The organism is Bradyrhizobium sp. USDA 4538, from assembly GCF_024171045.1.
GTDB classification, from domain to species: domain Bacteria; phylum Pseudomonadota; class Alphaproteobacteria; order Rhizobiales; family Xanthobacteraceae; genus Bradyrhizobium; species Bradyrhizobium australafricanum.
Map to the genome: position 1 here is coordinate 7,000,633 of NZ_JALJZE010000001.1, position 25,811 is coordinate 7,026,443.

Below are 25,811 nucleotides of genomic sequence, written 5' to 3' on the forward strand. Positions count from 1 at the left end.
GTGAGAGCCTCCCCCGGGTGCTGGCGCGATCGTGAAGCCGGACGGATTTGCGCCGTGCACTGATCCGTGCGAGAAGCGGGCATGCATCTGAGGCGGCTCGCCAATCTCTGGATTCTGCTGCTCGTCGCAGCCGGGCTGTTGCTCGCGCCCGTGGCGCCGGCATTTGCCCGGATGATGCCGGATGCCTCGGCCGCTGCGATGCAGGCGATGCCGGACGATCACGCCATGTCTGGACAGGCGATGTCCGAGCAGGCGCTGGCCGACGACATGCCGTGCTGTCCGGACCAGGGCAAGAGCAAGGGCTGCGACGACTGTCCGTTCCTCGCGCTCTGCATGTTGAGCGTTTCGCTGCCGGTGCCCGCCGGCGCCATGTCGCTGATCGAGCGCGATCCGTTGCGCAGCCGGATCGCCGCCCATGACGACCGTCTGCTCGACGGCCTTGGCGCCAAACCTCCCGACCATCCGCCTCGAACCACCGTCTGACGGGCGCGCCAGCGCCTGATCGCTGACGCGTGCGCCAATGGCGCGCGTGCCTTTGCATGCCGCTCACGCGGCTCATCAGACGTATCGAGGATTATCACGATGAAGTCTTTCCACCTGGCGCGCGCCACCGCCGCCGCGCTGATCGGCGTTGCCGTGACGGGCATGTCTGCCCACGCCGAGATCAAGAACTACGAATTCCAGCTCGTGCAGCCGACCGTCAAGGCGGGTGCCGATCGCATCGTCACAGTGCGGCTGGTCGACAAGACGAGCGGGAAAGCCGTGCCCGACGCGGTCATCTTCTCGACCCGGCTCGACATGGCGCCCGACGGCATGCAGGAGATGGCCACCAAGGTGACGCCGATGCCGGGCACCGAACCCGGCACCTACCGGTTCAAGGCGACCTTCGGCATGGCCGGCCGCTGGCAATTGTCGCTCGGCGCCAAGGTGCAGGGCGAGACCGGCGCGGTCGAGAACAAGCTCGTCGTCACGGCCGAGCAATGAGCCGCCGAGCAATGGGCGCCTTAACATGGGCCGGCGCTGCCGCTGCGATCACGGCAGCGGCAGGCGCCGCATGGATCGGCCGCGACCTGCCGCCGCGGCCGGCAACCGCTGCGGTCGTCTCCGTCGCGCGGGCGGCGGAGACTGCTGCGCCGATCTACTACCGCGATCCCGACGGCAAGTCGCTCTATTCGGCGACACCGAAGAAGACGCCTGACGGGCGCGACTATCTGCCGGTGTTTGCCGATGACGAGGGCGGGGCCGGGCAATCGGCAGACGCGAGCGCGCCCGCCGCGAAAGGCGAGCGCAAGGTCAAATATTATCGCAATCCCATGGGACTTCCCGACACCTCGCCGGTGCCGAAGAAGGATTCCATGGGAATGGATTACATCGCCGTCTATGACGGCGATGACAGCGACGACGGTTCGATCACGCTGTCGCCCGGCAGGATCCAGCGCAGCGGCGTCAAGTCCGAGCCCGCGCAGATGCGCCGCATCCGTACGCTGGTCCGCGCACCCGGCACGATCCAGCTCGACGAACGTCGCGTCTCCGTCATCGCGATGCGCGCCGAGAGCTATGTGCAGAAAGTCGCCGACGTCACGACCGGCAGCCGCGTGACGAAGGGCCAGCCGTTGATGGAGATCTACAGCCCGGCAATATCGTCCGCTGCGGCCGAATATGTCGCGACCATCACGTCGAAGGCGACTGCGAACATCGAGCCCTACGGGCGCGGCTCCAAGCAGCGGCTGACCAATCTCGACGTTCCCGAACCCGTCATCGCCGAGATGGAGAAGAGCCGGACGGTTCCGATCGCGATCCAGTGGCTGTCGCCGCGTGACGGCATCGTGCTGCAGCGCGCCGCCATCGAGGGCATGCGCGCGCAGCCCGGCGACGTGCTGTTTCGGATTGCCGACGTCTCTGTCGTGTGGGCATTGGTCGACGTTGCCGAGCGCGATCTCGGCAATATCGTGGTCGGGCAGAACGTGTCCGTGCGGGCGCGCAGCTATCCGGGCCGCAGTTTCGTCGGCCGGATCAGCGTGATCTATCCGCAGGTCAACAAGGAGACGCGCACCGCGCGGGTGCGGATCGAATTGCAGAATGCCGACCTCGCACTGCTGCCGGACATGTATGTCGACGCGGAGATCGACACCGGCAGCCCGGCGCCGGTGCTCGCGGTGGCGGAGAACTCCATCCTCGATACCGGGAGCCGCCAGACCGTGCTGATCGACCGCGGCAACGGGCGGTTCGAGCCGCGCGAGGTCAAGCTCGGGCGGCGCGGCGACGGCTATGTCGAAATCCGCGACGGCATCGCCGAGGGCGATGCGGTCGTGACATCAGCGACGTTTCTGATCGATGCCGAAAGCAACCTGAAGGCGGCGATCAAGGGCTTCGCCGAGGCCGGTGCTGCGCAGGCGGGCGAGGGCGACAGGACGGGGGACCGGCGATGATTGCCCGTGTCATCGCCTGGTCGGCGCGCAACCTGCTGCTGGTGCTGTTCGGCACCGGCTTTGCGGCAGCCGCGGGCCTTTACGCGCTGCTGCATCTGCCGCTCGATGCGATCCCCGATCTCTCCGACACCCAGGTCATCGTCTACACCGAATATCCCGGCCAGGCGCCGCAGGTGATCGAGGACCAGGTCACCTATCCCCTGACCACGGCGATGCTGACGGTGCCGAAGTCGAAGGTCGTGCGCGGCTTCTCGTTCTTCGGCGTGTCCTTTGTTTATGTCATCTTCGAGGACGGCACGGACATCTACTGGGCGCGCTCGCGCGTGCTCGAATTCCTCAACGGCGCGGCGTCGCGGCTGCCGGCCGGCGTCTCACCGACCATCGGGCCCGACGCGACCGGGGTCGGCTGGGTCTACCAGTATGCCGTGATGTCGAAAGAGCTGAACCTTGCGGACACCCGCACGATCCAGGATTGGAACCTGAAATTCGCGCTTGCCAGGGCGGAAGGCGTGGCCGAGGTCGCAAGCGTCGGCGGCTTCGTCAAGCAGTACAACGTGATCCTCGATCCGCAGCGGATGCGCGACCGCGGCATCACCATGCAGCGAATGCGCGACGCGATTCGTGCCAGCAACGCCGATGTCGGCGGCCGCACCGTCGAACTCTCCGAGTTCGAATATGTCATCCGCGGCAAGGGCTATCTGAAGGACATCAACGATCTCGGCAACATCGTGCTGAAGACCGACAGCGGCACGCCGGTGCTGCTGCGCGACGTCGCCCGCATCGAGCTCGGCCCCGACGAGCGGCGCGGCATCGCCGAACTGAACGGCGAGGGCGAGGTCGCGAGCGGCATCGTGCTGCAGCGCTTCGGTGTCAACGCGCTCGATGTGATCGAGAACGTCAAGAAGCGTTTCACGGAGATCGCGACCAGCCTGCCGAAGTCGGTCGAGATTGTGCCGGTCTATGACCGCTCCAATTTGATCTATGCGGCGATCGACACGTTGAAGCGCACATTGCTGGAGGAGAGCGCGGTGGTCGCGCTGGTCTGCATCCTGTTCCTGCTGCATGTCCGCAGCGCGCTGGTCGCGATCCTGATGCTGCCGGTCGGCGTCTTGATGGCGTTCGGCGCAATGAAGCTGCTCGGCATCGGCTCCAACATCATGAGCCTCGGCGGCATCGCGATCGCGATCGGCGCCATGATCGATGCGGCGATCGTAATGATCGAGAACGCGCACAAGCACCTGGAGCGCGCCGAGCCCGGCAGGTCGCGGGTCGCGATCCTGATCGAGGCCGCGGCGGAGGTGGGACCGGCGCTGTTCTTCAGCTTGCTGATCATCACCGTGTCCTTCATGCCGATCTTCACGCTGGAATCGCAGGAGGGGCGGCTGTTCTCGCCGCTTGCGTTCACCAAGACGTTCGCGATGGCGGCGGCGGCGCTGTTGTCGGTGACGCTGGTGCCGGCGCTGATGGTGATCTTCGTCCGCGGCAGGATCGTCCCCGAGCACAGAAATCCGATCAACCGTTTCCTGATCTGGATCTACCGTCCGGTCATCAACGGCGTGTTACGGGCGAAGACGCTGGTGATCCTGCTGGCGCTCGGCGCCGTCGCCGTCTCAATCTGGCCGGCGCGGCAGCTCGGCACCGAGTTCATGCCCGACCTCAACGAGGGCACGCTGCTCTATATGCCGACCACGCTGCCGGGGATTTCGGTGACCAAGGCGGCCGAGCTGCTGCAGATGCAGGACCGCATCATCCGCAGCTTTCCGGAGGCCGCTTCGGTCTACGGCAAGGCCGGCCGCGCCGCGACCGCAACCGATCCGGCGCCGTCGGAGATGTTCGAGACCGTCATCAATCTGAAGCCGAAAGCGCAATGGCGCGCCGGCCTCACGCTCGACCGCCTGATCGCCGAGATGGACAAGGCGCTGCAATTCCCCGGTGTCTCCAACGCCTGGACCATGCCGATCAAGGCGCGCATCGACATGCTCTCGACCGGGATCCGGACGCCGGTCGGCGTCAAGGTAATCGGTCCCGATCTTGCCGTGATCGACAAGCTCGCCCGCCATGTCGAGCAGGTGGTGAGGGGCGTGCCCGGCACCTCGTCGGCCTATGCCGAGCGCAGCCTCGGCGGCTATTATCTCGAGATCACGCCGAAGCGTGAGGCCCTGTCGCGCTACGGGATCGCGGTGCAGGACGTGCAGGACACCATCGCGACCGCGCTCGGCGGGCAGAGCGTGACCACGACGGTCGAGGGACGCCAGCGCTTCACCGTCAACATGCGCTATCCGCGCGATTTGCGCGACAATCCGGGCGCGATTGCCAGCGACATCCTGGTGCCGATGCCGGCGGGCGGCGCGGTGCCGCTCGGCGAGGTCGCCGACATCGCGCCGGCGCGCGGGCCGACCACGATCCGGACCGAGAACGGCCAACTCGCGACCTACATCTATGTCGACATCCGCGATCGCGATCTCGGCGGCTATGTCGCGGACGCGCAACGCGCGGTGCAGGCCGGCGTGCAGTTTCCGCCCGGAACCTACGTGGTCTGGAGCGGGCAGTACGAATATCTCGAGCGCGCCGCCGCGCGGCTCAGGATCGTGGTGCCGGTGACGCTGTCGATCATCTTCCTGCTGCTCTACCTCAATTTCCGATCGGTGGCGGAGACGATGATCGTGATGCTGTCGCTGCCGTTCGCGCTGGTCGGCGGCTTCTGGCTGATGTGGGCGCTCGGCTTCAACCTGTCGGTTGCGGTCGCCGTCGGCTTCATCGCGCTCGCCGGCGTTGCCGCCGAGACCGGCGTCGTGATGCTGATATATCTCAACCAGGCGCTGGGCGAGGTCGCGGCGCGCCGCGCCGCCGAGGGACGCGCGATCGATCGTGACGACCTCAATCGCGCGATCATCACGGGCGCGGTCGAGCGCGTCCGTCCAAAGATGATGACGGTGGTCGCCATCATGGCCGGGCTGTTGCCGATCATGTGGAGCACCGGCACCGGCTCCGAGATCATGCAGCGCATCGCGGTGCCCATGATCGGCGGCATGATCTCGTCGACATTGCTGACGCTGATCGTGATTCCCGCGATCTTCGCCGTCGTGAAGGGCATCGAGATCAAAGCGAGAGTGTCGGCGCGCGAAGTTGCTTCCTGTGCCGCGCGCCAGCAGGCAAGGATGTGATGGAAACATGACGCCTGTTGGTGGTTTCAAATCGGATTGAATGATACCCCAAGGGGGTATATAGCTGATGGCGGTTTGCGGCAGGCTGATTTGCGGTCAGCTTGCAGGTGGTTGGAGACGCGAGGCGGGTGTTGGTGCGGTTGACGAGGTCGGGGCGGGTGCGGGCGGGATGTTCCATCATCCTGGCCTATCTGTTCTGCGTGCTCGCGCCGTCCTTTGCGCTCGCGTTCGGGGCGCCGTTTCCGTGCCTCACCGATGAGGTCCAGCCGGCTGTGATGACGCATGTGCATGATGGCGCGATGCCGGTGACACACGCCGATGCTGCCGCGCGCGATCATGGCGGCACGCATTTGCACCACGCCGCCGATGCCGCCGAACCGCCGGCCAAGCACAGCCACGACGGCAAGAACGCGCCGGGGCCGTGCTGCGCCTTGATGTGCGTGTCGGCGCTGCCGGCCGATCTTCCTTTCGTCGCCAGTCCCTTGCACCCGATCGCGACCCGTCTCGCCGAGCCCACCCGGGGCCTGTGGAGCGAGGCTCCGGCGCGGCTCTATCGTCCCCCCATCGCCTGATCTCTCGCTGACATCGTGGCTGCGCCGCGCGCTCGCGTGCGCATGCCTGTTGCTCATCTGATGATCGGGACAGATCCATGTTTTCGCATCTCGGGGCGAGGCTCGCCGCCGTGGCCACCAGGCTTGGCCAGCGCGTGCCATCGATAGTTTTATCGCGGATGGCCGCCGCCATCCTCGCATCTGCGCCGCTCGCCGGCTGCATGACCGACGGCCGGCCGGTCGCCGTCGCAGGCGATCCGGCAAACCCGGCGGCGGGGACGGCCGCTGTCGGCTACCGCTCGACGATCGCGCCCTACAGTAGCCTGCGTCCGGCGACGCCGCTGCCCTGGCGCGAGCGCAACGACGGCGTGACGCCGCCGGCCAAGTCAGAACACTAGGAGGGCGCCATGCGACATCTGGCCATCGCGCCGCTTTTGCTGCTGACGTCAGCGCTCGCCGGATGCGCGTCGTTCTCGTCCGACAGCGGCATGGGCGTGGTCTCCGAGGTCACCGGGCAGGCGATCGGCAAGGACGTCGCCTTTGTTCGCGGCGGAGATGGGGCCGCGACCGTCGACGCGGCGGTGAAGCAGTTGCTCGCGCGCAATTTGACGGCGGATGCCGCCGTGCAGGTCGCGCTCTTGAACAACAAGGGCCTGCAGGCCGCCTATAACGAGCTGGCGCTGGCGGAGACCGATTACGTCGCCGACAGCCTGCCGCCGAGCCCGACCTTCTCGGTCTCGCGCATCACCGGCAATGGCGCCAGCGAGGTCGAGCGGCAGGTCGTCGGCGACATCCTGGCGCTGGCGACCCTTCCGGCCCGCTCCGAGATCGCGCGCGAGCGCTTCCGCCAGGCGCAGCTCAAGGCCGCGCTCGCCACCTTGCGGCTTGCCGCCGAGGTGCGGCGCAGCCATGTCGCGGCCGTCGCGGCAAATGAGATGGTCGGGCTGCTGACGGATGCGAAGGCGACCGCGGAGTCCACCGCGCAGCTCGCGAAAAAGCTCGGCGAGACCGGCGGCATGAACAAGCTCGACCAGGCCCGCGAGCAGGTGTTCTACGCCGAGATCACCGCTGACCTCGCCAGCGCGCGGCAGAATGCGACGAGTTCGCGCGAGCGGCTGGCGCGCCTGCTCGGATTGTGGGACGGCGATCTCGGCTTCCGGATTCCCGGCAAGTTGCCATTGCTGCCGAAGCGGCCATTGGAACAGCCGTCGATCGAGGTCGCGGCGGTTGGCCATCGCGTCGACCTGCAGATCGCGCGGATGGAAATCGTGGCGCTCGCCAAGGCGCTCGATCTCACCGAGGCGACGCGCTTCGTCACACTGCTCGACGTCGCCGGCATCGACAAGCGCACCCACGATCCCGAAGCTCCGCCGTTCAGGGAGCGCGGCTTCGACGTCCAGTTCCAGATTCCGATCTTCGACGGCGGCGAGGTGAGGGTGCGCCAGGCGGCGGAGACCTACCGCCAGGCGATGAACCGCCTGACCGAGAAGGCGATCAACATCCGCTCCGAGGCGCGCGACGCCTACCGCGTCTACCGCTCGACCTACGACATCGCGCGTCATTACCAGCGCGAGGTGCTGCCGTTGCGCCAGATCATCACCGAGGAGATGCAGCTGCGCTTCTCCAGCATGCAGGTCGACGTGTTCGCGCTGCTCACCGAAGCGCGGCAGCGGCTCGCCTCGCTGCGCGCGGCGATCGACGCCAAGCGCGACTTCCTTCTGGCGCAATCCGAGCTGCAGACCGCGATCAACGGCGGCGGCTCGGCCGGCGCAGCATCGACACCGTCTTCCATCGCCTCGGCCGCGCAGCCCGCGGCCGGTGGCGGTCATTGAATGGAGCAGCACATGTTTTCACGACGAGGATTTCTGGGCAGCGCGGCGCTGGTGACGGCAAGCGCGGTCAGCGGCCGCGTCCAGGCCGCCGCCATTCCCGAAGCGCCGACCATGGACAAGGCGGTGATGCAGCCGCCGCTACATCCCGCCAGCGGGCCGGACTACCGGCCGGTCGTCACGCTCAATGGCTGGTCGCTGCCGTGGCGGATGAACGGCGACTGGAAGGAATTCCATCTCGTCGCCGAGCCCGTGGTGCGCGAATTCGCCGACGGCATGAAGGCCAATCTCTGGGGCTACAACGGCCAGGCTCCGGGACCGACCATCGAGGCGGTCGAGGGCGACAAGGTCCGCATCTTCGTCACCAACAAACTGCCGGAGCACACCACGGTGCACTGGCACGGCATGATCGTGCCGTCAGGCATGGACGGCGTCGGCGGGCTCAACCAGCCGCACATCAAGCCGGGCAAGACCTTCGTCTACGAGTTCGAGATGAAGCACAGCGGGACCTTCATGTACCACCCGCATTCCGACGAGATGGTGCAGATGGCGATGGGCATGATGGGCATGTTCATCGTGCACCCGCGCGATCCGGCGTTCCGGCCCGTCGACCGCGACTTCGTCTTCATCATGAGCAGCTACCTCATCGACCCCGGCACCTATCTGCCGAAGGTCAATGAGATGACCGACTTCAACATGTGGACCTGGAACAGCCGCGTCTATCCCGGCATCGATCCGATGCCGATCCGGCTCGGCGACAGGATCCGCGTGCGGATCGGCAACCTGACCATGACCAACCATCCGATCCATGTGCACGGGCACAATTTCGCGGTGACCTGCACCGACGGCGGCTGGGTGCCCGACAGCGCGCAGTATCCGGAGACCACGACCGACGTGCCGGTCGGCGCGGTCAGGGCGTTCGACATGCTCGCCGACAATCCGGGCGACTGGGCGTTCCACTGCCACAAGTCGCACCACACCATGAACGCGATGGGCCACGACGTCAGAAATTTCATCGGCGTGTCGCGCCAGGATCTGGCCAAGGCGGTCGGCAAGCTCGCGCCCGACGCGATGGCGATGGGATCGACCGGGATGGCGATGGGCAACATGGAGATGCCCGCGCCCGACAACACGCTGCCGATGATGACCGGCACCGGACAATTCGGGCCGATCGAGATGGGCGGCATGTTCACGGTGATGAAGATCCGCGAAGGGCTCGGCCGCGACGATTACGCCGATCCCGGACCGTACAAATATCCGCCGGGCACGGTTGCCTATGAGGTCGAGGCGCCCGCCGCCGAGCCCGCGCGCCAGCCGCCGGCGGCGCCCGGGCGAAAAGCCAAGCCATCGATGAAGGGGATGAAGATGTAGCGGATCAAAGCGCCATCCGACGACCAGCAAGCATCAAACACAGAATGGAGAATCCAGTGAAGCAACTCACCAGCATCGGCATCGTGCTGATTGCGCTGTCCGTCACCGCCGCGCCATCGCGCGGCCACGAGAAGCACGGCCATGAATCCTATTCGGCCGGCGAGCCCGGCGATCCGAGCAAGCCCTCGCGCACGGTTGAGGTCGAGATGAAGGAAATGGAGTTCACGCCGTTCCGCATCGAGGTCAAGCGCGGCGAGCAGATCCGCTTCGTGATCCGCAATGCCGGCACCGAGGATCATGAATTCCTGCTCGCGACCACCGAAGAGAATCTGAAGCATGCCGAAGTGATGAAGAAGCATCCGCACATGGAGCATGACGATCCGAACGGCGTTCGCCTCGCACCGAAGAAGAGTGCGGAGATCGTCTGGAAATTCACCAAGGCCGGAACGTTTGAATATTCCTGCCTGATCCCGGATCACCGCGACTACGGGATGACCGGCCGCGTCATCGTGAAATGAAACCAGCAATGAAAGAAAGCACAACAATGATGAACAGGATGATCCAACTTGCCGGCGCCGGCGCGTTCGCGCTGGCTCTGACCCTGGGCGCGGCGCTCGCGCAGGCCGCCGCGATCAATGGCGAGGTCAAGAAGATCGACGAGGGTGCGGGCAAGATCACGCTCAAGCACGGCCCGGCCAAGACCCTTGGCATGGACGAGCCGATGACGATGGTTTACCGGGTCAAGGATCCGGCGCTGCTGAAGCAGGTCAAGGTCGGCGACAAGGTCCGGTTCGAGGCCCAGGAGGGCGACAGCGGCTACACCGTCACCGCGATTCAGAAGGCGAAATGAGGCGACGGCCCGCATCAGCAGGTTGGGCTGTCGGCCAAACGCAGCCGGCAGCCCTTGAACCCGCGACGCATGATCGCCGGAGCTGTTCCAGATGGATCGGCTTGAATGCGTTACGTGGCTGGCCTTATCCTGTCGTCTGGAAGGACGAGCGATGAACGATTGCTGCGGGCAGAAGACGACCGAATGCTGCGCGCCACCGCCGCTGACGCTGCCGATCAAGGCTCGTGTGCGGGCAGGGGACCGCGATGGCGCGGCCGCTTCGTGCGGCTGCTCAGGCGGCGTTCCGGTCTTTGACGGTCTCGATCCGCGCTACAAGCGCGTGCTCTGGACGGTCATCGGCATCAATGGTGCGATGTTCCTGACCGAGATGATCGCGGGTCAGCTTGCCGGATCGCAGGCGCTCAAGGCCGATGCGCTCGACTTCCTTGCCGATACGGTCACCTATGGACTGAGCCTTGCGGTGATCGGCGCCAGCCTGCGTGTGCGCGCCTCCGCAGCGCTGTTGAAGGGCGCGTCGCTGAGCTTGATGGCGCTGTGGGTGTTCGGCTCGACCGTCTACCAGACGTTCGTGCTCGGCGTGCCGAAAGCCGAGGTGATGGGCGCCATCGGCGCGTTGGCACTCGCGGCCAATCTAGGATCGGTTCTGCTTCTGCTGCCGTACAAGGACGGCGACGCCAATGTCCGCTCGGTCTGGCTCTGCTCGCGCAACGACGCGATCGGAAACCTCATCGTGATGGCGGCCGCCCTCGGCGTGTGGGGATCGGTCTCGGCCTGGCCTGACCTTGCCGTCGCCACCGTGATGGCGACGATATTCCTCACCTCGTCGGTGCAAATCCTGCGGCAGGCATGGGCCGAATATCGCGAGGCTGCGCAGCGCGACCCGGCGGCGGCGCATGGCTGACTGAGCTGGAAGCGCCTGCGCACTCCCGCCGGAGGTGGGCGCGGACATTCGCCTTGCATTTACCTTAAATCATGGCACCGGGGGAACGTCTGCGGCAGCGGCGCGTTGCTGTGCATCATTCGAGTGCAGAAGGCCCCCTCCATGACAATCAACGCGGCAATACTGATGGCGGCATTGGTGCTATCGGGAACCGTGTTGGCGCAAAGCTCCGGCCCTTCGGCCGGCTCGGCGGGGGCCGGGCAGGCCGCCAACGTGACCACCACCGGCGAGGCGCTGAACAGCGCCAAGAAGACCGGCGACAGCGGGCCGCCGGTGGAGAAGGCCGCGCGTCCGGCCAAGCCGGATGCCGGCGCTGCGGGCAACACGGTGGGGGCGAGCCGCCCGCAAAAGCCCGATCGTCGCCTCGAGCATTATCCGTAATCTTCATCCGTAACGTTTATGCTGATCCGTGGGATGGGTGGAGCGAAGCGATACCCATCACCTCCGATCCGCGCGGAAGCATGATGGGTTTCGCTGTGCGCTACGCAGCTACGCAGCAAAAAGCCGGCGCGGTCGTCGTGGCCACGCCGGCTCGATGTAGGAAGCGGTTGCCTTAACTCAGTAAACCAGGCCGGTGCCCGGGGGCTTCTCCAGCGCTGCGGCGAGCGAGCGATATTCGTCGCTGCTGGTGCCGGCGAGCTGGGCGATGCGGTTCAGATGGTATTGCGCCTGATCGCGGTTGCCCTGTTCGACCTGCCAGAGGCCGTAATACTGCCAGGTGCGGACATGGGCCGGGTCGGCCTTGAGCGCGCGCTCGTACCAGATCTGCGAGACCTTGTAGTCGCCGAGCTTGCGATAGGAGTAGCCGATCAGGTTGGCGACGTCGGCGCGATCATCCTGGCCGAGCGCCTTCAGCTGCTCGATCGCGGCGGTATAGTCGTGCTTGTCGTAGATCGTGGTGTAGGCGGCGCGATAGCCGGCCAGGAACTTCTGATCGTCGATCGCGGAGCTCTTGTCCTTCTTCGCCTTCTTGCCCTTGCTGCTGCCGCTGTCGGAAGCCGGCGGCGAGGGATTGTCGCTGCCCGCGGCGTAGGCCGAGATGACCGGCCCGGAGGCGAGCGTCATCGAGAGCACTGCGAGGCCCAAAAACTTCGTCTTCCTGCTCATTCCTGGTTGCTCCTGATCGTTCCTGATCGTGCTCGGTAATCCTACACCGAAGCCTGATGACTTGAACACCCAGGGGTGCAGAACATTCCCGGCCGATCCCACGATTGCGTGATCCTGCTTTTCCGGCCGTAGAGGAGAAAACATGACAGAGATGTCATGCACATGAATGAAGTCCGTCAGGGTCCTTCAGAACGGGTTCAGTGCGCGGCCCATAAGGTCACGTGCATTGATCGGTGAGGCCGACCATCCGGCCGGAGACCTCTCGATCCCGACGAGGAGGACCATCATGCTGAAGACGATTTCCGCCGCGCTGCTCGCCATGTCCGTGATCGCAGCGCCCGCGCTCGCCGTCGAGACCGGCAAGGCCGCAACGCCCGCGCCGGCGACCACGACTGCCCCGGCGACGAAGGCCGCTCCCGTGATCAAGAGCGAGCAGCTGCCGTCGAAGGTGCGCAACGCCAACGCCAAGATGCACCACAAGCACTATCGCCATCACCGCCACCACAAGCACATGGGCATGCTGAAGGTGAAGTCGCCGAAGCATGCGACCAAGCACGTCCACGCGAAGGTCGCGACCAAGCACGTCGCGCCGGCCAAACGCGGCTGACCCAAGCGCGGTTGAATCTGATCCGAGGGGCGTAGTTTCGATCCACATTGCCCCGCTGCGCCTTTTGGATGCAGAACCGGCCCGTCCGTCCATTGCTTCCCCAATGGCGACGGGCCGGAGTGCGTCTGGCTCCGGTTGTGAACCCGGGCGAGGAATAACCGAGTTGCGAATTCCCTTCGGCCGCCCGGCAGTTTATGAGACGCCTCCGGGGACTCAGGGAACAGCGTCGTTTGCGGATTTCATCACAACTGGCAGCCATCCTGCTGCTCTCGCTTCCGCTCGCCGGCTGCCTCACCAGCGATGACGGCGGCGGGCCGACCACCTTCACCGACGATCGCGGCGTCGCCAACCAGCCGTTCCCGGACCGCTACCGCGACCAGATCGTAGCCTTCATGCGGACCTACCTGAACAATCCGGTCGGGGTCCGCGAGGCTGCTATCGCCGAGCCGGCGCAGCGCACGGTCGGCGGCCGGCTGCGTTACGTCGTGTGCCTGCGCTACAGCGCGAAGGATACCGACGGCAGTTACCGCGCCGCCCGGGAGCGCGGTGTCCTGTTTGTCGACGGCCGGCTCGACCGCATCCTCGACAACCCCGCCGAGCCCTGCGCCGGCGCGACCTACGCGGCATTTCCGGAACTGGAAAAGATGTCGCGCTAAGACATGATCCGGAAAAGTGAAGCGGTTTTTCCGAAAAGATCATGCCCGAACAAGACGCAGAAGCGCGATCTGATCGCGCTTCTGCGCGGCGGCTTGTCGCAAGCCTGATCGAAACGTTAGCAAACTCCGATCACTTTTCGGGGAGCGTTGAACTTCAACTTAGCCGTCCGCGACCTACATCCAGCCGAGATGCGGTTGCTTAACCGGTGAAAAATCTTGCTGTGCCAGGGAACAAACGGGCGTTGTTGCGACCCTGTCACAACTCGGAAACATCACGGGTGCGGCATTGCCCCAAAGCAACCTAATTGAGGTCACGTTGTTTGGCTTAACAGCGCAGCGTTAGTAACGGGGATCAGAAATGAAGAAGTTTTTGCTCGGCACAGTCGCGCTGGCCGCCCTTGCGGGCCCTGCGTTTGCGGCTGACATGCCGGCCCGCACCTATACCAAGGCACCGCCGCCCTATACCGCCCCCGCCGTCGTCTACAACTGGACCGGTTTCTATATCGGCGGCCATGTCGGCGGCGCGTTCACCGACGGCAACAACCTGATGGGCAGCGACGCGCGCTTCATGGGTGGCGTGCAGGGCGGCTTCGACTATCAGTTCGCCCCGAACTGGGTGATGGGCGCCGAGGCGCAGTATTCCTGGCTGCCCAGCTCCTCGAACAATGGCGTGCTGCTCCCGGGCGGAACGCTGGTGACCGGCAATACCGACCAGATCGGTTCGGTGACCGGCCGCCTCGGCTACACCTGGGGTCCGGCGCTGCTCTACGCCAAGGGCGGTTATGCTTGGCGCGACAACAACAACATCACTGCGTCGGTCGGCGGCGTGCCGGCGTCCTTCACCACCGATGGCGGCCACAAGGACGGCTATACGGTCGGCGCGGGCCTCGAATACATGTTCGCCCCGAACTGGTCGGCGAAGGCCGAATACCAGTACTACAATTTCGGCAAGACCAACTTCACCAGCGGCCCGGCCGACCTCGTCGGCACGAGCTTCCGGAACGACGAGCACACCGTCAAGCTCGGGGTCAACTACCGCTTCGGCTGGGGTGGCCCGGTCGGCTCCCGCTACTGATCGCGGCTTCATCGCATCAATGAAAAGGCCGGCCTTCGGGTCGGCCTTTTTTGTGTGTGCCGAGCATGACCGGCAGCTTGGAGGTGGAAGTCCTCTATCCAGCCTGATGACGGTGAAGGATTAGCGAAGCGCAAGGGCGTCATCGCGAGGTGGGGTCTGAAGGAAGCGTGGAGCAAAGCCGCGGCCCGATGGACAAAAACCGGATAACGAGGCCTACCCGGCCGGACGAGCGAGCACGTGATCGCGAAGTCCACGGTCATCAAGGGCCGGGGTGGTAAATCCGGCGGGCGTGCGGCGAAGGCGGTCGATCTTACCTCGGGAGATCTGCGCTGCGTCTCGGCAACGAGACTGAGGTCGTCGTAAGGCGATCTGACCGCAGTGCAGAAGTCAGCAGAGGGCATAGTAGGCGGAACGAGTTTCGCCGAAGGCCTGAACGCTGGAAGTGACGAGTAGATGCAGCGATATCGCATCGGCCATGCGACTGAATTCCGGGCAACTGGCCTCGGAACGGCGGGAAGGGGTGAAACCCTGACTGACGCTGATCAGAGGAGTCGAAGCTGGCGCGACGATTGCTGACACCCAAACTACGGCGGCAACAGAACAACTCTTGCCGCTTAATCCAGCGAACCGCCGTATACGGACCCGTATGTACGGTGGTGTGGGAGGGGAGGGGCTGCGAGGCTCCCCCCTATCCCGATTGGCCAGCCGCTCGCCCCGGAATGACGGCGGATGCGGTATAGCCGTAGCCCGGATCGAGCGCAGCGTAATCCGGGGCAGCCGATCCGACGAGCGAAGTCCCCGGATTTCGCTCCGCTCCACCGAAGCTACGACCCCACATTCACCTGATGTTCAGGCCTGATCGTGCAATGCAAAAAATAATTCCTGCATTGCACGGAACTTTCATCGTGCTGCGCTATTATGCGATCGCCGGGCTGGTGGACAAACGAACATGCGTAGTTTTGCGTTAGGGCTGATCCTCTCTGCGGTCTCCGTGCCGTGCCTTGCCCAGACCATCCTCAAATCCGAACCCCTGGCGCTCGCGCCCTATGAGGTCGTGTTCGTGCAGGATGCGTCCTGCTCGGCTGGCAAGGTGCTCAAGGTGACCGGCGCGATCCGGGGTCTGCATCGGCGGAAGATTTGCGTTTCGCTCGCCGCCGAACAGGCCTCGCTGGCGACGGCAACGCCATAGGCGCGGGGCGACCGCACCCATCGCATTCCCGGCCCGCCGCTGCGCGCCGCCGGCCAGCCTAACGTCTGATCAGTTCAACCGCGGCTCCAGGCGCGCTTCGCGATCGGCATCGGCCTTGTTCTTGGCCGGATCCTCGTTCGGCTCGAGCTGACAGGGCCGGATCTCGTAGTCGTTATCCAGCACCGGGCGGGGCGCGGACTTCTCCTCGGAGATGGCATCCACCACCAGGCCGGATTTCCTTGCCAGCGTCCAGACATCCGCCTCGGTCGGGTAGGCCTTGCTCAGCTTGGCGTCCTGATAAAACAGCGCGTACGGCATTCGTCGTTCCCCAAACAACCGACAACGCCAGCCTCCGTTTTGGGTTTCAGGCAATATCGCCGTTCCGATCACGGAACCGTGAGCGAGCATTTGCGGCAAGTATCTGAAAATATGAGTCATTTCGGCCCTTTCACGGAATGGCCCTGAGTCCTTAACGGGTGGTAAACCCCCGAAAAAAGAATCCCCGGGACTCTCCGGGTAGAATCGCCGGATGCTCCGGCCATGAGAGCGATCCACCAGCCCCCTTACGAACGCGTGCAGCTCACGCTTGCGGTTGCGCTGCTTGCGGCCTGCGCCGCCAACGTGGCGCTGGTCTGGTCCTGGCTTTAGATCTCCCGGCTCCCGCCAAAATTCGTATGTGGTGGCCACCCGAAAACGCGAGGGCCGCGCGGCGCCGCTGGCGATTGACGGCACCGGCATTGCTCCCATCATTGTCGGCAGAACAAGCGCCCGCTGCGCCCTGCGCGGACGGGCCGCGATCGGGGAGCTGACATGATCGACACGCTGAAGGAACGGGTCAACGGCGACGCCGGCCTGGTGCGGCGCGGCCGCTATCTCACCACGACATTCCTGCTCGAGATCGGCGCGGCCGCCTGGCTGATCGCGATCCATGAGGGCCGGATCGTCGCGGTGACGAAGGGGCCGTTCGTGATGCCCTCGTCGTCGTTCGCGCTGCGCACCTCGGACGAGGAGTGGGACCGGTTCTGCGAACGGCGGCCGCCGCCGGGCTCGAACGACCTGATGGCGCTGATCAAGCGCCGTGTGCTGAAGGCCGAGGGCGAGCTGCAGATCTTCATGGCGAACCTGCGCTACTTCAAGGAGGCGCTCGGCAAGCTGCGCCGCGAGGGAGTCGCCGCATGAGCGCCAGGTTCGAACCGATCGTCGGCCGCTACATGCATCTGGAGCTGTTCGGCCGGGCCCACCGCGTCTATGTCGAGGAGGCGGGCGAGGGCACGCCGCTGCTCTGCCTGCACACCGCGGGCGCGGACGGGCGGCAATATCGCGGCCTGATGAACGATGCGCGCGTCACGCGCAACCATCGCGTCATCGCCTTCGACATGCCCTGGCACGGCAAGTCGTCGCCGCCGCAGGGCTGGCACGACGAGGAGTACCAGCTCACCTCCGCGCAATATACGACCATGATCCTGGCGGTGATGGACGCGCTCGACCTCGACAGGCCGATCGTGATCGGCTGCTCGATCGGCGGCCGGATCGCGCTGCATCTCGCGCTCGAGCATCCCGAACGCTTCCGCGCCATCATCGGCCTGCAGGCCGGCGCGCATGTCGATCCCTATTACGACCTGAATTTCCTGCACCGGCCGGACGTGCATGGCGGCGAGGTCGCCGCCGCCATCGTCTCGGGCCTCGTCGGCCCCGACGCGCCCGACAAGGAGCGGTGGGAGACGCTGTGGCATTACATGCAGAGCGGGCCCGGCGTGTTCAAGGGCGACCTCTATTTCTACAAGGTCGACGGCGACATCCGCGCCCGCATCGCCGAGATCGACACCAGACGTTGCCCGCTGTTTCTGTTGTCGGGCGAGTACGACTATTCCTGCACGCCGGAAGAGACGCTGGCGGTGGCGAACAGCATTGCCGGGGCTGAGGCCACCATCATGAAGGGCCTCGGCCATTTCCCGATGAGCGAGAATCCGGGCGAGTTTCTCAAGCACCTGCTGCCGGTGCTGGAGAAGATCGGCGGCCGCTAGCGCACGCCCAGGGTTGCTTTGGTCCTCGACCTCGGGCGGCGCGGTATGACAGACTGCGCATCCGCACGATTGGGCGTGAACCGGTTGCGCAGGAGGTCCCCATGCTTCCGAAGGCTGAAGCGGCCTATTTCGCGATTGCCGATATCTCCGGCTATACCAATTTCCTTGCGGCGGTCGAGCTCGACCATGCGCAGGACATCATCGCCGATTTCATGGATACGGTGGTGAAAGCGCTGCGCCCGCCATTCCGCCTCGCCAAGTTCGAAGGCGACGCCGCGTTCGTCTACACCACCGCCGAAAAGATCGACGGCTCGCTGCTGCAGGACGCGATCGAGGGCGCCTATTTCAAATTCCGCCGGCGCCTGCGCAACGTGCGCCAGGCCTCGACTTGCGAGTGTCAGGCCTGCGTCGCGATGGGCGATCTCGATTTCAAGTTCGTGGTCCATCATGGCGAGATGGTGAAGCAGAAGATGGGCGGCAGGGAGGAGCTCGCCGGGCGCGACGTCATTCTGGTCCACCGGCTGCTCAAGAACACGGTTGGTGAGAAGGTCGGCGGACGCGCCTACGCGCTCTACAGCGACGCGGCCATCCGCGCGATGGGTGTCGATCCGGTCGCCCAGGGTCTCATCGCCCATCGCGAAACCATCGACGTCATCGGCGACGTCACGCTGTGGGCGCGCGATCTGGAAGCGGCGTGGCGGCAGGAAGACGCGCAAACCCGGATGCAGGTGACGCGCGACGATGCCTACGTCATGCTGGAATTCGACATCGCCGCGCCGCGGCAGACTGTTTGGGAGTTTTTCACCGTGCCCGGGCAATGGCAGAAATGGTGGGACGCCGACACCATCGTCGAGGATTCCGGCAAGGGACGACGCGGTCCCGGCACCAGGAACCACTGTATGCACGGCAACCATACCGTCGTTGAGGAGATGCTCGATTGGCGTCCGACCGATTATTTCACGGTGGGCATCACGCTTCCGATTCCCGGCGCGCCGCGGATCGTGATGACTCGCGCCGTTCTGGACGGTCCAAACGGAATGACGCATCTGGAGCTGCGGGTCGCCAAACCGAAACCAAAGGATCGAGAGTTCGTCGACGGCGCCGCGGTGAAATATGCCGAACGCATGACCAAGGCGATCGCCGGATTGCGATCCATGCTGGAAGGGGAGCAGCCCGCCCTCGATGCAGTGGAGGAGCCGGCATTGACGCGATCGAGCGGACGCTTCCTGACCGAGCCGGTGAAATCGGGCGCGCGCGGCTGATGCCCAACGCACAGTCCGGGGTCTAATGGGGCTGCGTTACTTGCCCGAGCGCGGCAGCTCGTTGATCGCGGCGCGGACCTTGGCCATGGTCGTGGTGCAATATTCCTCGCGCTCCTTCAGGAAGCGCTGCTGCTGTGCGCGGAAATTGGCAACCCGCTCCCGCACCTCGGATCCGAAGTCGCCGCTGATGTCGAGCCTGGCAAAGTGCGGCAGCTGCGCCGGTTGAGGCGGGATTTCGACGACCGTCACCGCCAAAGGCGACGGAGCGGGGGGCAGGCCCTCGATCACGGTCGGCGCCGGAAGCGGAGGCGGCACGACCGCAGCCCGCACCTCAGCCTTGACGCTGAGCGTGGCGACCGCCTCGGCCAAGGCCTGTTCAGCGGCGATCGGCAACGCGGCGGCGGGGGCAGGTGTAGCGGAGGGCGGCGTGGCGGCCGGCTGGACTGCAGGCGCCGTCGCCGTCGCCGTCCGTGGGGCAGGCGCCGGCAGCTCGGCGTCGGGCAGCTTGCCCTTCACCGACTGTACGAAAGCCATTGTCTGCGCGATCAGGAGATCGCGTTCTTTCATCCACTTCATGGCGCACCCTGAGCGCGCGGATTCCAGCAAAGCAACCGCGCGGAATCAAGCGCTCGCCATCATGATGGTTGACGAAGACGCCTGTTTGGTAGGCGCGGTGACATAATTGTGACACGCCGCGCGGGCGTGGACGGTCAGCGTTGACGGGGATTGGTGTTCGGGACGAACGGGGTACCGACGATCCGGACCGGGGTCTGGGCCAATCCCTGATCCGATGCCGACGCGTGATTCGCGGGCGGCCGGGGCGTGGGGTTCGCCGGCGCGGGTGCCGGATCGAGCAGGGCGACGAGGCCGGCCGCGGCCACGCTGAGCAGCGTGAACGTGCCCAGAAGCAGCAGATTGCGGTCGGATTCGCGGACCCTCATGCGAGGAAAATCGCGTGAAAGGGCATAATGTTCCGAACAAATCCTCAGGGCGTTGTCGAGCGGATTTGGCCTCACCTTGAGGACGAGCATCAGGAGAGGACGAACCGGTGAGCCGTCCGGAACGGGGCGGGGGCCAGCCTAATGAGCCGCTATCGCGGCGGGCACCTGCTCGATGCTGCGGGCCTCGATCAGGTCGGCGTAGCGGCCATATTCCTCGGCCATTTCGAGCAACTTGTCGCGCACCGCGGCGTCGGTCACCTGCCGGGCCAGCCGTCGCGCCTGATCGGATTGGAAGCGGTAATGTGCTGTGTCGGACATCGTGGCGGCTCCTCACATATCTGTAAGGGCCACCCGGCAAAGGTTCATCAAAGCGTCATTGCAGCGTCGGTGGACGATCCGCCGGGGGAGCCGACGTGACCGGCGCCGTCTTGTCCTCGCGGACCTCGACTTCGAACCAGCCCATCTCCTTCAGCTCGCGAGCCTTCTTCTCGGCCGCGTCTTCGCTGTCGCGCTTCAGCACGATTCGGCTGGTGCCATCTCGGGCAAGGATCAAATAGGTCATTGGCAGAGTCCCACCCCGCATTCTGCATACCCCGTTTGGGGCCGCAAGAACAGAAGCAAGGCGAGGGATGGGTGATCTTACGGGAAGGATCCCACGATTCCTGCCAGGGGAGTGTCGCAGCGCCTTTCCGAACCGGCCCTGCGGCGCAGCGCCGGTTCGGAAAGGGCGAACTGCCTCAGCGCTTCACCACCACGTCGATGTGGCGGTTTCTGTCGTCCCATCGGCCGCTCTGCAGGCAGCTCTCGCGGTAGCTGTCGCAGATGGCGAGGTCGCCGCCATGGGTGCGATTCCAGGTCTTGCAGGTCGACGCGATGTAGGTGCAGGTGCATTTGCCCGACGCGCATTGGCGCTCGACAGCGGTTTCGGCGGTGGCCGCCGAAATGGTGGCGGCGAAGGTTGCGAGCAAGATCAGCAATCTCATGGTGATTCCTCAAAATGGTGAAGTCTGGTCGGCGATAATTTCAGGCCGATCAGGATTGGCGGTGTGCCTTAGCGTTGGGTGCAGACAAAGCGGGTGCCGATCTTCGTCGTGCCGGTGGCCCGGCTGCCCTTCTTCGCGACAGGATAGTTGTTGCCGTTCGGGAAGCCGGTGAGATGGATGTAGGCGCTATCGCCGCCATCATACGACCCGGAGATCAGACCCGGGGCGGAGCAGGTCCAGCCTGCGGCGCTTGCCGGGATGCAGCCGATGGCAAGGAAGGCAAGGGCGAGTCCGATTTTCATCTCACCCTCGAGGCTCATCGATAGCCCGCGCTGAAGTTATGGTCGCGAATGCCGATCGCCTTGGCCTGTGCTGCGGACACCCGATCCCGACACTGGATGTACCTCAGGACCTGCGCGTCGGTGCCCGCGGAGTGAGCGCGCCACATGTCGAGATTGAAGCCGTTCTTGGCCATGCAGGCCTGGGAGTGAGGGCTGTCATTGCGCTCCCTGGCGTTCGCCGGAGCGACGGCGAGTGTGGACAGGACAATCGCGGTGCAGAAAACAATCTTCATTTTGAAATTCCCAAAGGTGAAAGTGCCGGAACAATAGCCAGCGGGAACAAAATCACAAGTAGTCGTCGCGAGAGTGCTCAACGTTATCGCTAGCGCTTCCTGCAAAACATTGCGAAGCGCAGGGTCGTTGTATTGGCTAGCGGTGAGTGCGATCGACGATGTGGCACTCCCGACAACCGGAATACTACGGCTCGCTTTGTACATTGTGGGCAATCAGGCGAAGCGCTTTGATTGAATCGCGACGACGTGTTCGAATCGCAGCCGGGAACGACGCGGCGTAGGCCGCGCATATCTGATGGAGGACGCGATGCCCAGGCACTTCGGTTTGAAGGCAGCATCGGCCGCAGGACGGTCGGCGTTCACGGGGTCATCAAGGGATTTGCAGCAGCGGACTGCTTCGGCGTCGGCATCGAAGAAGCATGCTCAGGACGGCTCTGCAGCGTCGAAGCACGCTTCCCCATGCTCGGAACTGCCGTATTCGCCTGCGAGCTGGCGCGGCTGCTGCGGTCGACGGTCGATCTCGGCAGACTGAAGCTATCTCGCCATGGCCAAGACTGCACCGGAAATCCAAGCCAATTGGTGCCGGCTGAGGGGATTGAACCCCCGACCTTCAGTTTACAAAACCGTGGCTTCATCAAAAATATGCATGATTTTTCAGTCAGATGATCGCAGATATCATTTTGGGGGTAATCGACGGGGTAAATTGAGACGCGATCATTGCTGCAATCGTCGTTGTTCTGATATGAGCGGGCGAGGCCGGCGTAGCACAGCGGTAGTGCAGTGGTTTTGTAAACCAAAGGTCGGGAGTTCGATCCTCTCCGCCGGCACCATCTGACCCCGAGCACAGCGACGGCCTGATCCCCCACTAAATGCGGCTCGCGATCTCCATTCGTTGGAGATACAACTTCGCCGCGCCGATTCGTGCGCCATCTTCTTCCACGCGAGATGGAATTCATTCTGGGGGGCTTCATGAGCCAATGGGACATAAAGGGGCTTGAGACGAACTTTGAGGGTTTCCGCACAGACCGGTATCCGTCCCTGCCGGTATCCGAAGCTTTTGAACGGTTCGCTATCCGGCAGGTACTGAAGGACGCGGACCTATCGGATGATGAAATAGAATCCGGTATCTTTGCAGGCCAAGATGACGGCGGTGTCGATGGTCTGTATTTCTTTGTAAACCGGGCCCTCATTCAGGATGAGACAGACCTTCCCGACGACGCTTTGTCGGCGGAACTCGTCATCATCCAAGCCAAGCTTGAAACGGGATTCTCGGAAACAGCCGTTACGAAACTGGAAGCCTTCAGCAAGGACTTGCTTGACCACAATCGCGACGTTGACGCCATGGTGCATCTCAATGCCGCTGCACGCGAGGCAATCCGGCGATTCCGAGATTTTTATACCAAAATCCTAGCTAGCCCTCATACCATGAACGTCTCTTTCGCTTATGCGACCAAAAGCGATCAGCAACCAAACACTAAGGTCGCTGCGCGGGTTAAATCACTCGAAGGTTACATTAAGAGCCAACTTTCAAACGCGAAATTTGCGTTCGAATTCTGGGGCGCGCAAAGATTACTGGCTGCTGCCAGACGCGCTCCCAACACAACGGAGATGTTGGACATATCGAAGCAGTTTACAGCTGACGATGGTTCCGCTGTTTGCTTGGTGAAACTTGGCAGTCTTGCAAAGCTCCTCCGCGATGAACACGGCGATGTTCGCAGGAACATGCTTGAACCAAATGTGCGCGACTATCAGGGTTCAAAGAATATCGTCAACACAGCGATCCGACAGTCGCTTGCGGAAACGACAGCGCCCGAGTTCTGGTGGTTGAATAATGGGGTCACCATCCTTGCGTCGAAATGCTCCGTTGTCGGCAACAAGATCGTAATTGAAAAGCCGGAAGTCGTGAATGGACTTCAAACCTCATACGAAATCTTTCAGTTTTTCAAAGATCAGCCCGACAAGGCCGATAGCCGCAATGTCCTAGTGCGCGTCATTGTGCCGCCTGACGAGCAGATTAGAAGCAAGATTATTCGGGCGACTAACTCGCAAACACCAATCAACGAGGTGTCTCTCCGAGCAACCGATCCCATCCATTTCGATATTGAGGAGAAGTTTCGCCTGTACGGTCTCTTCTATGAACGTCGAAAGGGGGAATATCGGGAGCTAAAGAAACCCGTCGATCAGATTATCAGCATTCAAACATTGGCGCGCGCAGTAATCGCCATACTTCTGCAACAGCCAAATAACGCCTACGCAACTCCGTCGCGCGTTCTGAAAAGTGACTACGACAGAATATTCAGTGAAAGTCACAACCGGGACATGTTCGTCACGTGCATGTTGATCCACCGTCAGGTTGACAAATACATAGGCGATCGCGGCGATGACCTTAAGGACGTGCGGTCGATCATTCGATATTTTGTATCGATGGCCGTTTCTTGCACCCTTCTGAATAAGACCGCGCCACCTTCAGACAAAGAGCTTGCTTCCTTGCTTGCGACGTCGCTCAAGCCAATCGACGCGCGCTTGCTGAAGAACCTCACTGATCTCGTCACGAATACATATGTTGGTCTTGGCGGGACAGAATCGGTGGCAAAGGGGCCAGAAATGCGTGGTGCGATTCTTAAAAAATTGGGAGCGAAGCTAACTCCGGTGGGGTCGCTCGGGATATGATCGCCCATCACGCCTGCGCTAAGGGGCCGACGGTGCGCGGCATCATCGACCATGTTTTTGATCTAGGACGTCGACCCTGTTTCCGTACCTATTCGCAGTTGGCAAACGGGTGGTGAGGGCACTCATTGCCGGGTCAGAAGCATCACTATATTCCCGAGTTTTTCTTGAAGCAGTGGACGGGTTCTGACGGTCGCCTATGCGAGTACGCGCGCCCGTATGACAAAGTCAAGGCGCAGATGAAGCATCCCGGTGGGACAGGATACGTGCGCGGGCTCTACACGCTCAAAGGCGTTCCACCTGAGCTTGCTGACGCCTTTGAAAATCAGTTCTTGAGTATTGCCGATGGAACTGCAGCAGTTGCGCTTCGTGTCATGTTGGACGAGCGCAAGATCCCGCCCATGCGCGAGAAAATGGCGTGGGTTCGCTTCATACTCACACTTATTCACCGCACGCCCGAAGGCGTCGCGCGCAATTTCGAGAAGCTGAAAGCCTACTACGATGGCGCACGCCCGATAGAGCTATTGAAAGACTACGAAAGCTTGAAGCAAAAGAACGATCCTCCGACTGCCGAAGAATGGCTGGAGAAGAACAGAGAGCGCGTCACGGAGATCAGCAAGTTGGAAGTTTTGGCGAACGTCATGCAAAGTGAGAAGGTTGGAAATCGACTGCTCAGCATGCATTGGCACCTCGGCAGGTTTGAAAATCTCAAGCACACAATCCTCACGTCCGATCGCCCCATTGTGATGACAGACGGCTTGAAGGGCGACGATTCTCACATCGTGATGGCTCTCTCGCCACAACACATGCTCTGCATTGCCGCCACCGACAAGGTAGCGCAACAGGTCATATCAATGCCACCTGCGGAGATTATCGCAACTTGGAACGACCGCATGGCACGTCAGGCGCGGAAGTTCGTCTACGGGACCAATGACAGGCATCTACGTTTCGTAGAAAATCGCCTCGGGGAAAAGATCGTATGGTCGCCGTTTGAATAACTGTCACCATCGATCGCGACGCCAAACGAATTGAGCATCGGTTATAGAATTAGATGACGGACACGCCGGACAGCAATGATTTCAACACGATGATTCCGGCATCGAATTGGCGGGGAAACGCTGGGGTAATTTCAGCCGTTACGCGCTGTTGATTTGTCGCGCCTCGCGCTTGACGAACCATACTCATTGAATCATTCTCGATCGGCCACGACGCGCATGCGTCGGGTGTAAGGGTCGGATGGCCCAAGTCGCGGTAGAGACGCGGCGCGCGGCGGGCGGATGCCTGCAAACCCCTCAACATCATCATCAGGTCATCCGCCATGACATCAACGATCCTGCTCGTTGACGCGAGCACGCACGCCGCACTCCAACCCAGCGACATCCTCGTTAATTCCAAGACCGCCAGGACGATGCTTGGCGACATTTCTCACATGACGCTGCATTGCTGGCAGCACGGCTTAAACCGTCGCACGCGCAACAAGATCATTCCTCCGCTGGCGGGCTTTCCTGCGCCGATCATGATCGGCGGACGGCGCTACTGGCGTCGCTCGGACCTCGAAAAGTTCATCAGCGACCGCGCCAGCGCCGCCTAGC

The 25,811-nt window shown here is 63.4% G+C and carries 33 protein-coding genes and 1 tRNA gene; 24 read left to right on the forward strand and 10 right to left on the reverse strand.

Translation table 11 applies throughout. The features are described 5' to 3' along the window. Window positions 1-81 precede the first annotated feature (81 nt). From J2R78_RS31925 to J2R78_RS31980, 12 genes are all read left to right on the forward strand, one after another. Window positions 82-483, forward strand: a complete 402-nt coding sequence (locus J2R78_RS31925; RefSeq protein WP_168856723.1) for a hypothetical protein — start codon at window positions 82-84, stop codon at window positions 481-483. Between the two features lie 99 nt (window positions 484-582). Next, window positions 583-984, forward strand: a complete 402-nt coding sequence (locus J2R78_RS31930; RefSeq protein WP_168856722.1) for a FixH family protein — start codon at window positions 583-585, stop codon at window positions 982-984. Between the two features lie 11 nt (window positions 985-995). After that, window positions 996-2,429, forward strand: coding sequence for an efflux RND transporter periplasmic adaptor subunit (locus J2R78_RS31935; protein ID WP_253608064.1), 1,434 nt, complete (start codon window positions 996-998; stop codon window positions 2,427-2,429). Further along, on the forward strand, window positions 2,426-5,593 hold the full coding sequence (locus J2R78_RS31940; RefSeq protein WP_253608065.1) for an efflux RND transporter permease subunit: 3,168 nt from the start codon (window positions 2,426-2,428) through the stop codon (window positions 5,591-5,593). Before J2R78_RS31935 ends, J2R78_RS31940 begins: the two co-directional genes overlap by 4 nt. Before the next feature lie 134 nt (window positions 5,594-5,727). Continuing rightward, entirely contained in the window at window positions 5,728-6,165 is a 438-nt protein-coding gene (locus tag J2R78_RS31945; protein WP_309145025.1) for a hypothetical protein, read from the forward strand. 77 nt (window positions 6,166-6,242) lie between these two features. Next, the gene (locus tag J2R78_RS31950; RefSeq protein ID WP_253608067.1) at window positions 6,243-6,542 is read left to right on the forward strand and encodes a hypothetical protein; all 300 of its coding nucleotides are present in this window, start codon (window positions 6,243-6,245) and stop codon (window positions 6,540-6,542) included. Between the two features lie 9 nt (window positions 6,543-6,551). Then, on the forward strand, window positions 6,552-7,976 hold the full coding sequence (locus J2R78_RS31955; protein WP_253608068.1) for a TolC family protein: 1,425 nt from the start codon (window positions 6,552-6,554) through the stop codon (window positions 7,974-7,976). Between the two features lie 12 nt (window positions 7,977-7,988). Beyond that, window positions 7,989-9,344: a multicopper oxidase family protein gene (locus J2R78_RS31960; protein WP_253608069.1), complete on the forward strand. Its 1,356-nt coding sequence runs from the start codon at window positions 7,989-7,991 to the stop codon at window positions 9,342-9,344. Between the two features lie 44 nt (window positions 9,345-9,388). Beyond that, window positions 9,389-9,862, forward strand: a complete 474-nt coding sequence (locus J2R78_RS31965; RefSeq protein ID WP_253608070.1) for a cupredoxin domain-containing protein — start codon at window positions 9,389-9,391, stop codon at window positions 9,860-9,862. Window positions 9,863-9,891: 29 nt separating this feature from the next. Next, window positions 9,892-10,194: a copper-binding protein gene (locus J2R78_RS31970; protein WP_253609987.1), complete on the forward strand. Its 303-nt coding sequence runs from the start codon at window positions 9,892-9,894 to the stop codon at window positions 10,192-10,194. Window positions 10,195-10,345: 151 nt separating this feature from the next. Continuing rightward, window positions 10,346-11,095, forward strand: coding sequence for a cation transporter (locus J2R78_RS31975; protein ID WP_253608071.1), 750 nt, complete (start codon window positions 10,346-10,348; stop codon window positions 11,093-11,095). Between the two features lie 141 nt (window positions 11,096-11,236). After that, window positions 11,237-11,515 carry a hypothetical protein gene (locus J2R78_RS31980; RefSeq protein WP_038381721.1) on the forward strand — a complete coding sequence of 93 codons (279 nt, stop codon included), beginning with the start codon at window positions 11,237-11,239 and terminating at the stop codon, window positions 11,513-11,515. A 177-nt stretch (window positions 11,516-11,692) separates the two neighbouring features. Here the strand turns inward: J2R78_RS31980 and J2R78_RS31985 are convergent, their stop codons facing one another. Beyond that, window positions 11,693-12,241 carry a lipopolysaccharide assembly protein LapB gene (locus J2R78_RS31985; protein ID WP_253608072.1) on the reverse strand — a complete coding sequence of 183 codons (549 nt, stop codon included), beginning with the start codon at window positions 12,239-12,241 and terminating at the stop codon, window positions 11,693-11,695. Between the two features lie 286 nt (window positions 12,242-12,527). Between J2R78_RS31985 and J2R78_RS31990 the strand changes: the two genes are divergently transcribed. From J2R78_RS31990 to J2R78_RS32005, 4 genes are all read left to right on the forward strand, one after another. After that, the gene (locus tag J2R78_RS31990) at window positions 12,528-12,848 is read left to right on the forward strand and encodes a His-rich protein BRANT (RefSeq protein WP_063790156.1); all 321 of its coding nucleotides are present in this window, start codon (window positions 12,528-12,530) and stop codon (window positions 12,846-12,848) included. 230 nt (window positions 12,849-13,078) lie between these two features. Beyond that, window positions 13,079-13,504: a hypothetical protein gene (locus J2R78_RS31995; protein WP_253608073.1), complete on the forward strand. Its 426-nt coding sequence runs from the start codon at window positions 13,079-13,081 to the stop codon at window positions 13,502-13,504. 358 nt (window positions 13,505-13,862) lie between these two features. Next, a complete protein-coding gene (locus J2R78_RS32000) occupies window positions 13,863-14,579 on the forward strand; it encodes an outer membrane protein (RefSeq protein ID WP_057019633.1) in 717 nt (238 codons plus the stop codon). Between the two features lie 949 nt (window positions 14,580-15,528). Beyond that, entirely contained in the window at window positions 15,529-15,768 is a 240-nt protein-coding gene (locus J2R78_RS32005; RefSeq protein WP_026192929.1) for a DUF6719 family protein, read from the forward strand. Window positions 15,769-15,837: 69 nt separating this feature from the next. On the opposite strand, the gene J2R78_RS32010 is transcribed toward J2R78_RS32005, so the two are convergent. Continuing rightward, the gene (locus J2R78_RS32010; protein ID WP_016843366.1) at window positions 15,838-16,086 is read right to left on the reverse strand and encodes a hypothetical protein; all 249 of its coding nucleotides are present in this window, start codon (window positions 16,084-16,086) and stop codon (window positions 15,838-15,840) included. 492 nt (window positions 16,087-16,578) lie between these two features. Here J2R78_RS32010 and J2R78_RS32015 point away from each other — a divergent pair, with 492 nt between their 5' ends. From J2R78_RS32015 to J2R78_RS32025, 3 genes are all read left to right on the forward strand, one after another. Then, window positions 16,579-16,947: a hypothetical protein gene (locus J2R78_RS32015; protein WP_229162601.1), complete on the forward strand. Its 369-nt coding sequence runs from the start codon at window positions 16,579-16,581 to the stop codon at window positions 16,945-16,947. Further along, entirely contained in the window at window positions 16,944-17,792 is an 849-nt protein-coding gene (locus tag J2R78_RS32020; RefSeq protein WP_253608074.1) for an alpha/beta fold hydrolase, read from the forward strand. Before J2R78_RS32015 ends, J2R78_RS32020 begins: the two co-directional genes overlap by 4 nt. 101 nt (window positions 17,793-17,893) lie before the next feature. After that, window positions 17,894-19,054, forward strand: a complete 1,161-nt coding sequence (locus J2R78_RS32025; protein WP_253608075.1) for a DUF2652 domain-containing protein — start codon at window positions 17,894-17,896, stop codon at window positions 19,052-19,054. A 36-nt stretch (window positions 19,055-19,090) separates the two neighbouring features. Here J2R78_RS32025 and J2R78_RS32030 read toward each other — a convergent pair whose 3' ends face one another. The 7 genes from J2R78_RS32030 to J2R78_RS32060 form a co-directional block, all read right to left on the reverse strand. After that, window positions 19,091-19,630: a hypothetical protein gene (locus tag J2R78_RS32030; RefSeq protein WP_253608076.1), complete on the reverse strand. Its 540-nt coding sequence runs from the start codon at window positions 19,628-19,630 to the stop codon at window positions 19,091-19,093. A 134-nt stretch (window positions 19,631-19,764) separates the two neighbouring features. Next, on the reverse strand, window positions 19,765-19,995 hold the full coding sequence (locus J2R78_RS32035; protein ID WP_253608077.1) for a hypothetical protein: 231 nt from the start codon (window positions 19,993-19,995) through the stop codon (window positions 19,765-19,767). A 138-nt stretch (window positions 19,996-20,133) separates the two neighbouring features. After that, window positions 20,134-20,313, reverse strand: coding sequence for a hypothetical protein (locus tag J2R78_RS32040; RefSeq protein WP_253608078.1), 180 nt, complete (start codon window positions 20,311-20,313; stop codon window positions 20,134-20,136). A 55-nt stretch (window positions 20,314-20,368) separates the two neighbouring features. Next, the gene (locus J2R78_RS32045) at window positions 20,369-20,557 is read right to left on the reverse strand and encodes a hypothetical protein (RefSeq protein WP_057019624.1); all 189 of its coding nucleotides are present in this window, start codon (window positions 20,555-20,557) and stop codon (window positions 20,369-20,371) included. Window positions 20,558-20,732: 175 nt separating this feature from the next. Next, the gene (locus J2R78_RS32050) at window positions 20,733-20,978 is read right to left on the reverse strand and encodes a hypothetical protein (RefSeq protein ID WP_076831538.1); all 246 of its coding nucleotides are present in this window, start codon (window positions 20,976-20,978) and stop codon (window positions 20,733-20,735) included. A gap of 68 nt (window positions 20,979-21,046) precedes the next feature. Next, complete coding sequence (locus J2R78_RS32055; protein ID WP_168856709.1) at window positions 21,047-21,280, reverse strand: hypothetical protein; 234 nt, start codon at window positions 21,278-21,280, stop codon at window positions 21,047-21,049. Between the two features lie 14 nt (window positions 21,281-21,294). Beyond that, window positions 21,295-21,552: a hypothetical protein gene (locus J2R78_RS32060; protein WP_253608079.1), complete on the reverse strand. Its 258-nt coding sequence runs from the start codon at window positions 21,550-21,552 to the stop codon at window positions 21,295-21,297. 231 nt (window positions 21,553-21,783) lie between these two features. Between J2R78_RS32060 and J2R78_RS32065 the strand changes: the two genes are divergently transcribed. The 4 genes from J2R78_RS32065 to J2R78_RS32080 all read left to right on the forward strand — a co-directional run bounded on the left by J2R78_RS32065 (window position 21,784) and on the right by J2R78_RS32080 (window position 25,217). Then, window positions 21,784-22,218 (forward strand): hypothetical protein, encoded by a 435-nt coding sequence (locus tag J2R78_RS32065; protein WP_253608080.1) that lies wholly within the window; start codon window positions 21,784-21,786, stop codon window positions 22,216-22,218. 89 nt (window positions 22,219-22,307) lie between these two features. Continuing rightward, window positions 22,308-22,382: transfer RNA gene (locus J2R78_RS32070), tRNA-Thr, on the forward strand. A gap of 139 nt (window positions 22,383-22,521) precedes the next feature. Further along, the gene (locus tag J2R78_RS32075; protein WP_253608081.1) at window positions 22,522-24,222 is read left to right on the forward strand and encodes an AIPR family protein; all 1,701 of its coding nucleotides are present in this window, start codon (window positions 22,522-22,524) and stop codon (window positions 24,220-24,222) included. Window positions 24,223-24,347: 125 nt separating this feature from the next. Then, window positions 24,348-25,217: a DUF4238 domain-containing protein gene (locus J2R78_RS32080; protein WP_253608082.1), complete on the forward strand. Its 870-nt coding sequence runs from the start codon at window positions 24,348-24,350 to the stop codon at window positions 25,215-25,217. Between the two features lie 49 nt (window positions 25,218-25,266). Here J2R78_RS32080 and J2R78_RS32085 read toward each other — a convergent pair whose 3' ends face one another. Beyond that, a complete protein-coding gene (locus J2R78_RS32085) occupies window positions 25,267-25,539 on the reverse strand; it encodes a hypothetical protein (protein WP_253608083.1) in 273 nt (90 codons plus the stop codon). Here J2R78_RS32085 and J2R78_RS32090 point away from each other — a divergent pair. Continuing rightward, a complete protein-coding gene (locus tag J2R78_RS32090) occupies window positions 25,538-25,810 on the forward strand; it encodes an AlpA family transcriptional regulator (protein WP_253608084.1) in 273 nt (90 codons plus the stop codon). The two genes, J2R78_RS32085 and J2R78_RS32090, sit on opposite strands and share 2 nt — an antisense overlap. Window position 25,811: the final 1 nt, after the last annotated feature.

Coding starts and splice junctions, on each gene's coding strand:
- J2R78_RS31925 (WP_168856723.1), top strand. CDS start 82: ATGCATCTGAGGCGGCTCGCCAATCTCTGGATTCTGCTGCTCGTCGCA.
- J2R78_RS31930 (WP_168856722.1), top strand. CDS start 583: ATGAAGTCTTTCCACCTGGCGCGCGCCACCGCCGCCGCGCTGATCGGC.
- J2R78_RS31935 (WP_253608064.1), top strand. CDS start 996: ATGGGCGCCTTAACATGGGCCGGCGCTGCCGCTGCGATCACGGCAGCG.
- J2R78_RS31940 (WP_253608065.1), top strand. CDS start 2,426: ATGATTGCCCGTGTCATCGCCTGGTCGGCGCGCAACCTGCTGCTGGTG.
- J2R78_RS31950 (WP_253608067.1), top strand. CDS start 6,243: ATGTTTTCGCATCTCGGGGCGAGGCTCGCCGCCGTGGCCACCAGGCTT.
- J2R78_RS31955 (WP_253608068.1), top strand. CDS start 6,552: ATGCGACATCTGGCCATCGCGCCGCTTTTGCTGCTGACGTCAGCGCTC.
- J2R78_RS31960 (WP_253608069.1), top strand. CDS start 7,989: ATGTTTTCACGACGAGGATTTCTGGGCAGCGCGGCGCTGGTGACGGCA.
- J2R78_RS31965 (WP_253608070.1), top strand. CDS start 9,389: ATGGAGAATCCAGTGAAGCAACTCACCAGCATCGGCATCGTGCTGATT.
- J2R78_RS31970 (WP_253609987.1), top strand. CDS start 9,892: ATGAACAGGATGATCCAACTTGCCGGCGCCGGCGCGTTCGCGCTGGCT.
- J2R78_RS31975 (WP_253608071.1), top strand. CDS start 10,346: ATGAACGATTGCTGCGGGCAGAAGACGACCGAATGCTGCGCGCCACCG.
- J2R78_RS31980 (WP_038381721.1), top strand. CDS start 11,237: ATGACAATCAACGCGGCAATACTGATGGCGGCATTGGTGCTATCGGGA.
- J2R78_RS31985 (WP_253608072.1), bottom strand. CDS start 12,241: ATGAGCAGGAAGACGAAGTTTTTGGGCCTCGCAGTGCTCTCGATGACG.
- J2R78_RS31990 (WP_063790156.1), top strand. CDS start 12,528: ATGCTGAAGACGATTTCCGCCGCGCTGCTCGCCATGTCCGTGATCGCA.
- J2R78_RS32000 (WP_057019633.1), top strand. CDS start 13,863: ATGAAGAAGTTTTTGCTCGGCACAGTCGCGCTGGCCGCCCTTGCGGGC.
- J2R78_RS32005 (WP_026192929.1), top strand. CDS start 15,529: ATGCGTAGTTTTGCGTTAGGGCTGATCCTCTCTGCGGTCTCCGTGCCG.
- J2R78_RS32010 (WP_016843366.1), bottom strand. CDS start 16,086: ATGCCGTACGCGCTGTTTTATCAGGACGCCAAGCTGAGCAAGGCCTAC.
- J2R78_RS32015 (WP_229162601.1), top strand. CDS start 16,579: ATGATCGACACGCTGAAGGAACGGGTCAACGGCGACGCCGGCCTGGTG.
- J2R78_RS32020 (WP_253608074.1), top strand. CDS start 16,944: ATGAGCGCCAGGTTCGAACCGATCGTCGGCCGCTACATGCATCTGGAG.
- J2R78_RS32025 (WP_253608075.1), top strand. CDS start 17,894: ATGCTTCCGAAGGCTGAAGCGGCCTATTTCGCGATTGCCGATATCTCC.
- J2R78_RS32030 (WP_253608076.1), bottom strand. CDS start 19,630: ATGAAGTGGATGAAAGAACGCGATCTCCTGATCGCGCAGACAATGGCT.
- J2R78_RS32035 (WP_253608077.1), bottom strand. CDS start 19,995: ATGAGGGTCCGCGAATCCGACCGCAATCTGCTGCTTCTGGGCACGTTC.
- J2R78_RS32040 (WP_253608078.1), bottom strand. CDS start 20,313: ATGTCCGACACAGCACATTACCGCTTCCAATCCGATCAGGCGCGACGG.
- J2R78_RS32045 (WP_057019624.1), bottom strand. CDS start 20,557: ATGACCTATTTGATCCTTGCCCGAGATGGCACCAGCCGAATCGTGCTG.
- J2R78_RS32050 (WP_076831538.1), bottom strand. CDS start 20,978: ATGAGATTGCTGATCTTGCTCGCAACCTTCGCCGCCACCATTTCGGCG.
- J2R78_RS32055 (WP_168856709.1), bottom strand. CDS start 21,280: ATGAAAATCGGACTCGCCCTTGCCTTCCTTGCCATCGGCTGCATCCCG.
- J2R78_RS32060 (WP_253608079.1), bottom strand. CDS start 21,552: ATGAAGATTGTTTTCTGCACCGCGATTGTCCTGTCCACACTCGCCGTC.
- J2R78_RS32075 (WP_253608081.1), top strand. CDS start 22,522: ATGAGCCAATGGGACATAAAGGGGCTTGAGACGAACTTTGAGGGTTTC.
- J2R78_RS32090 (WP_253608084.1), top strand. CDS start 25,538: ATGACATCAACGATCCTGCTCGTTGACGCGAGCACGCACGCCGCACTC.
- J2R78_RS32085 (WP_253608083.1), bottom strand. CDS start 25,539: ATGGCGGATGACCTGATGATGATGTTGAGGGGTTTGCAGGCATCCGCC.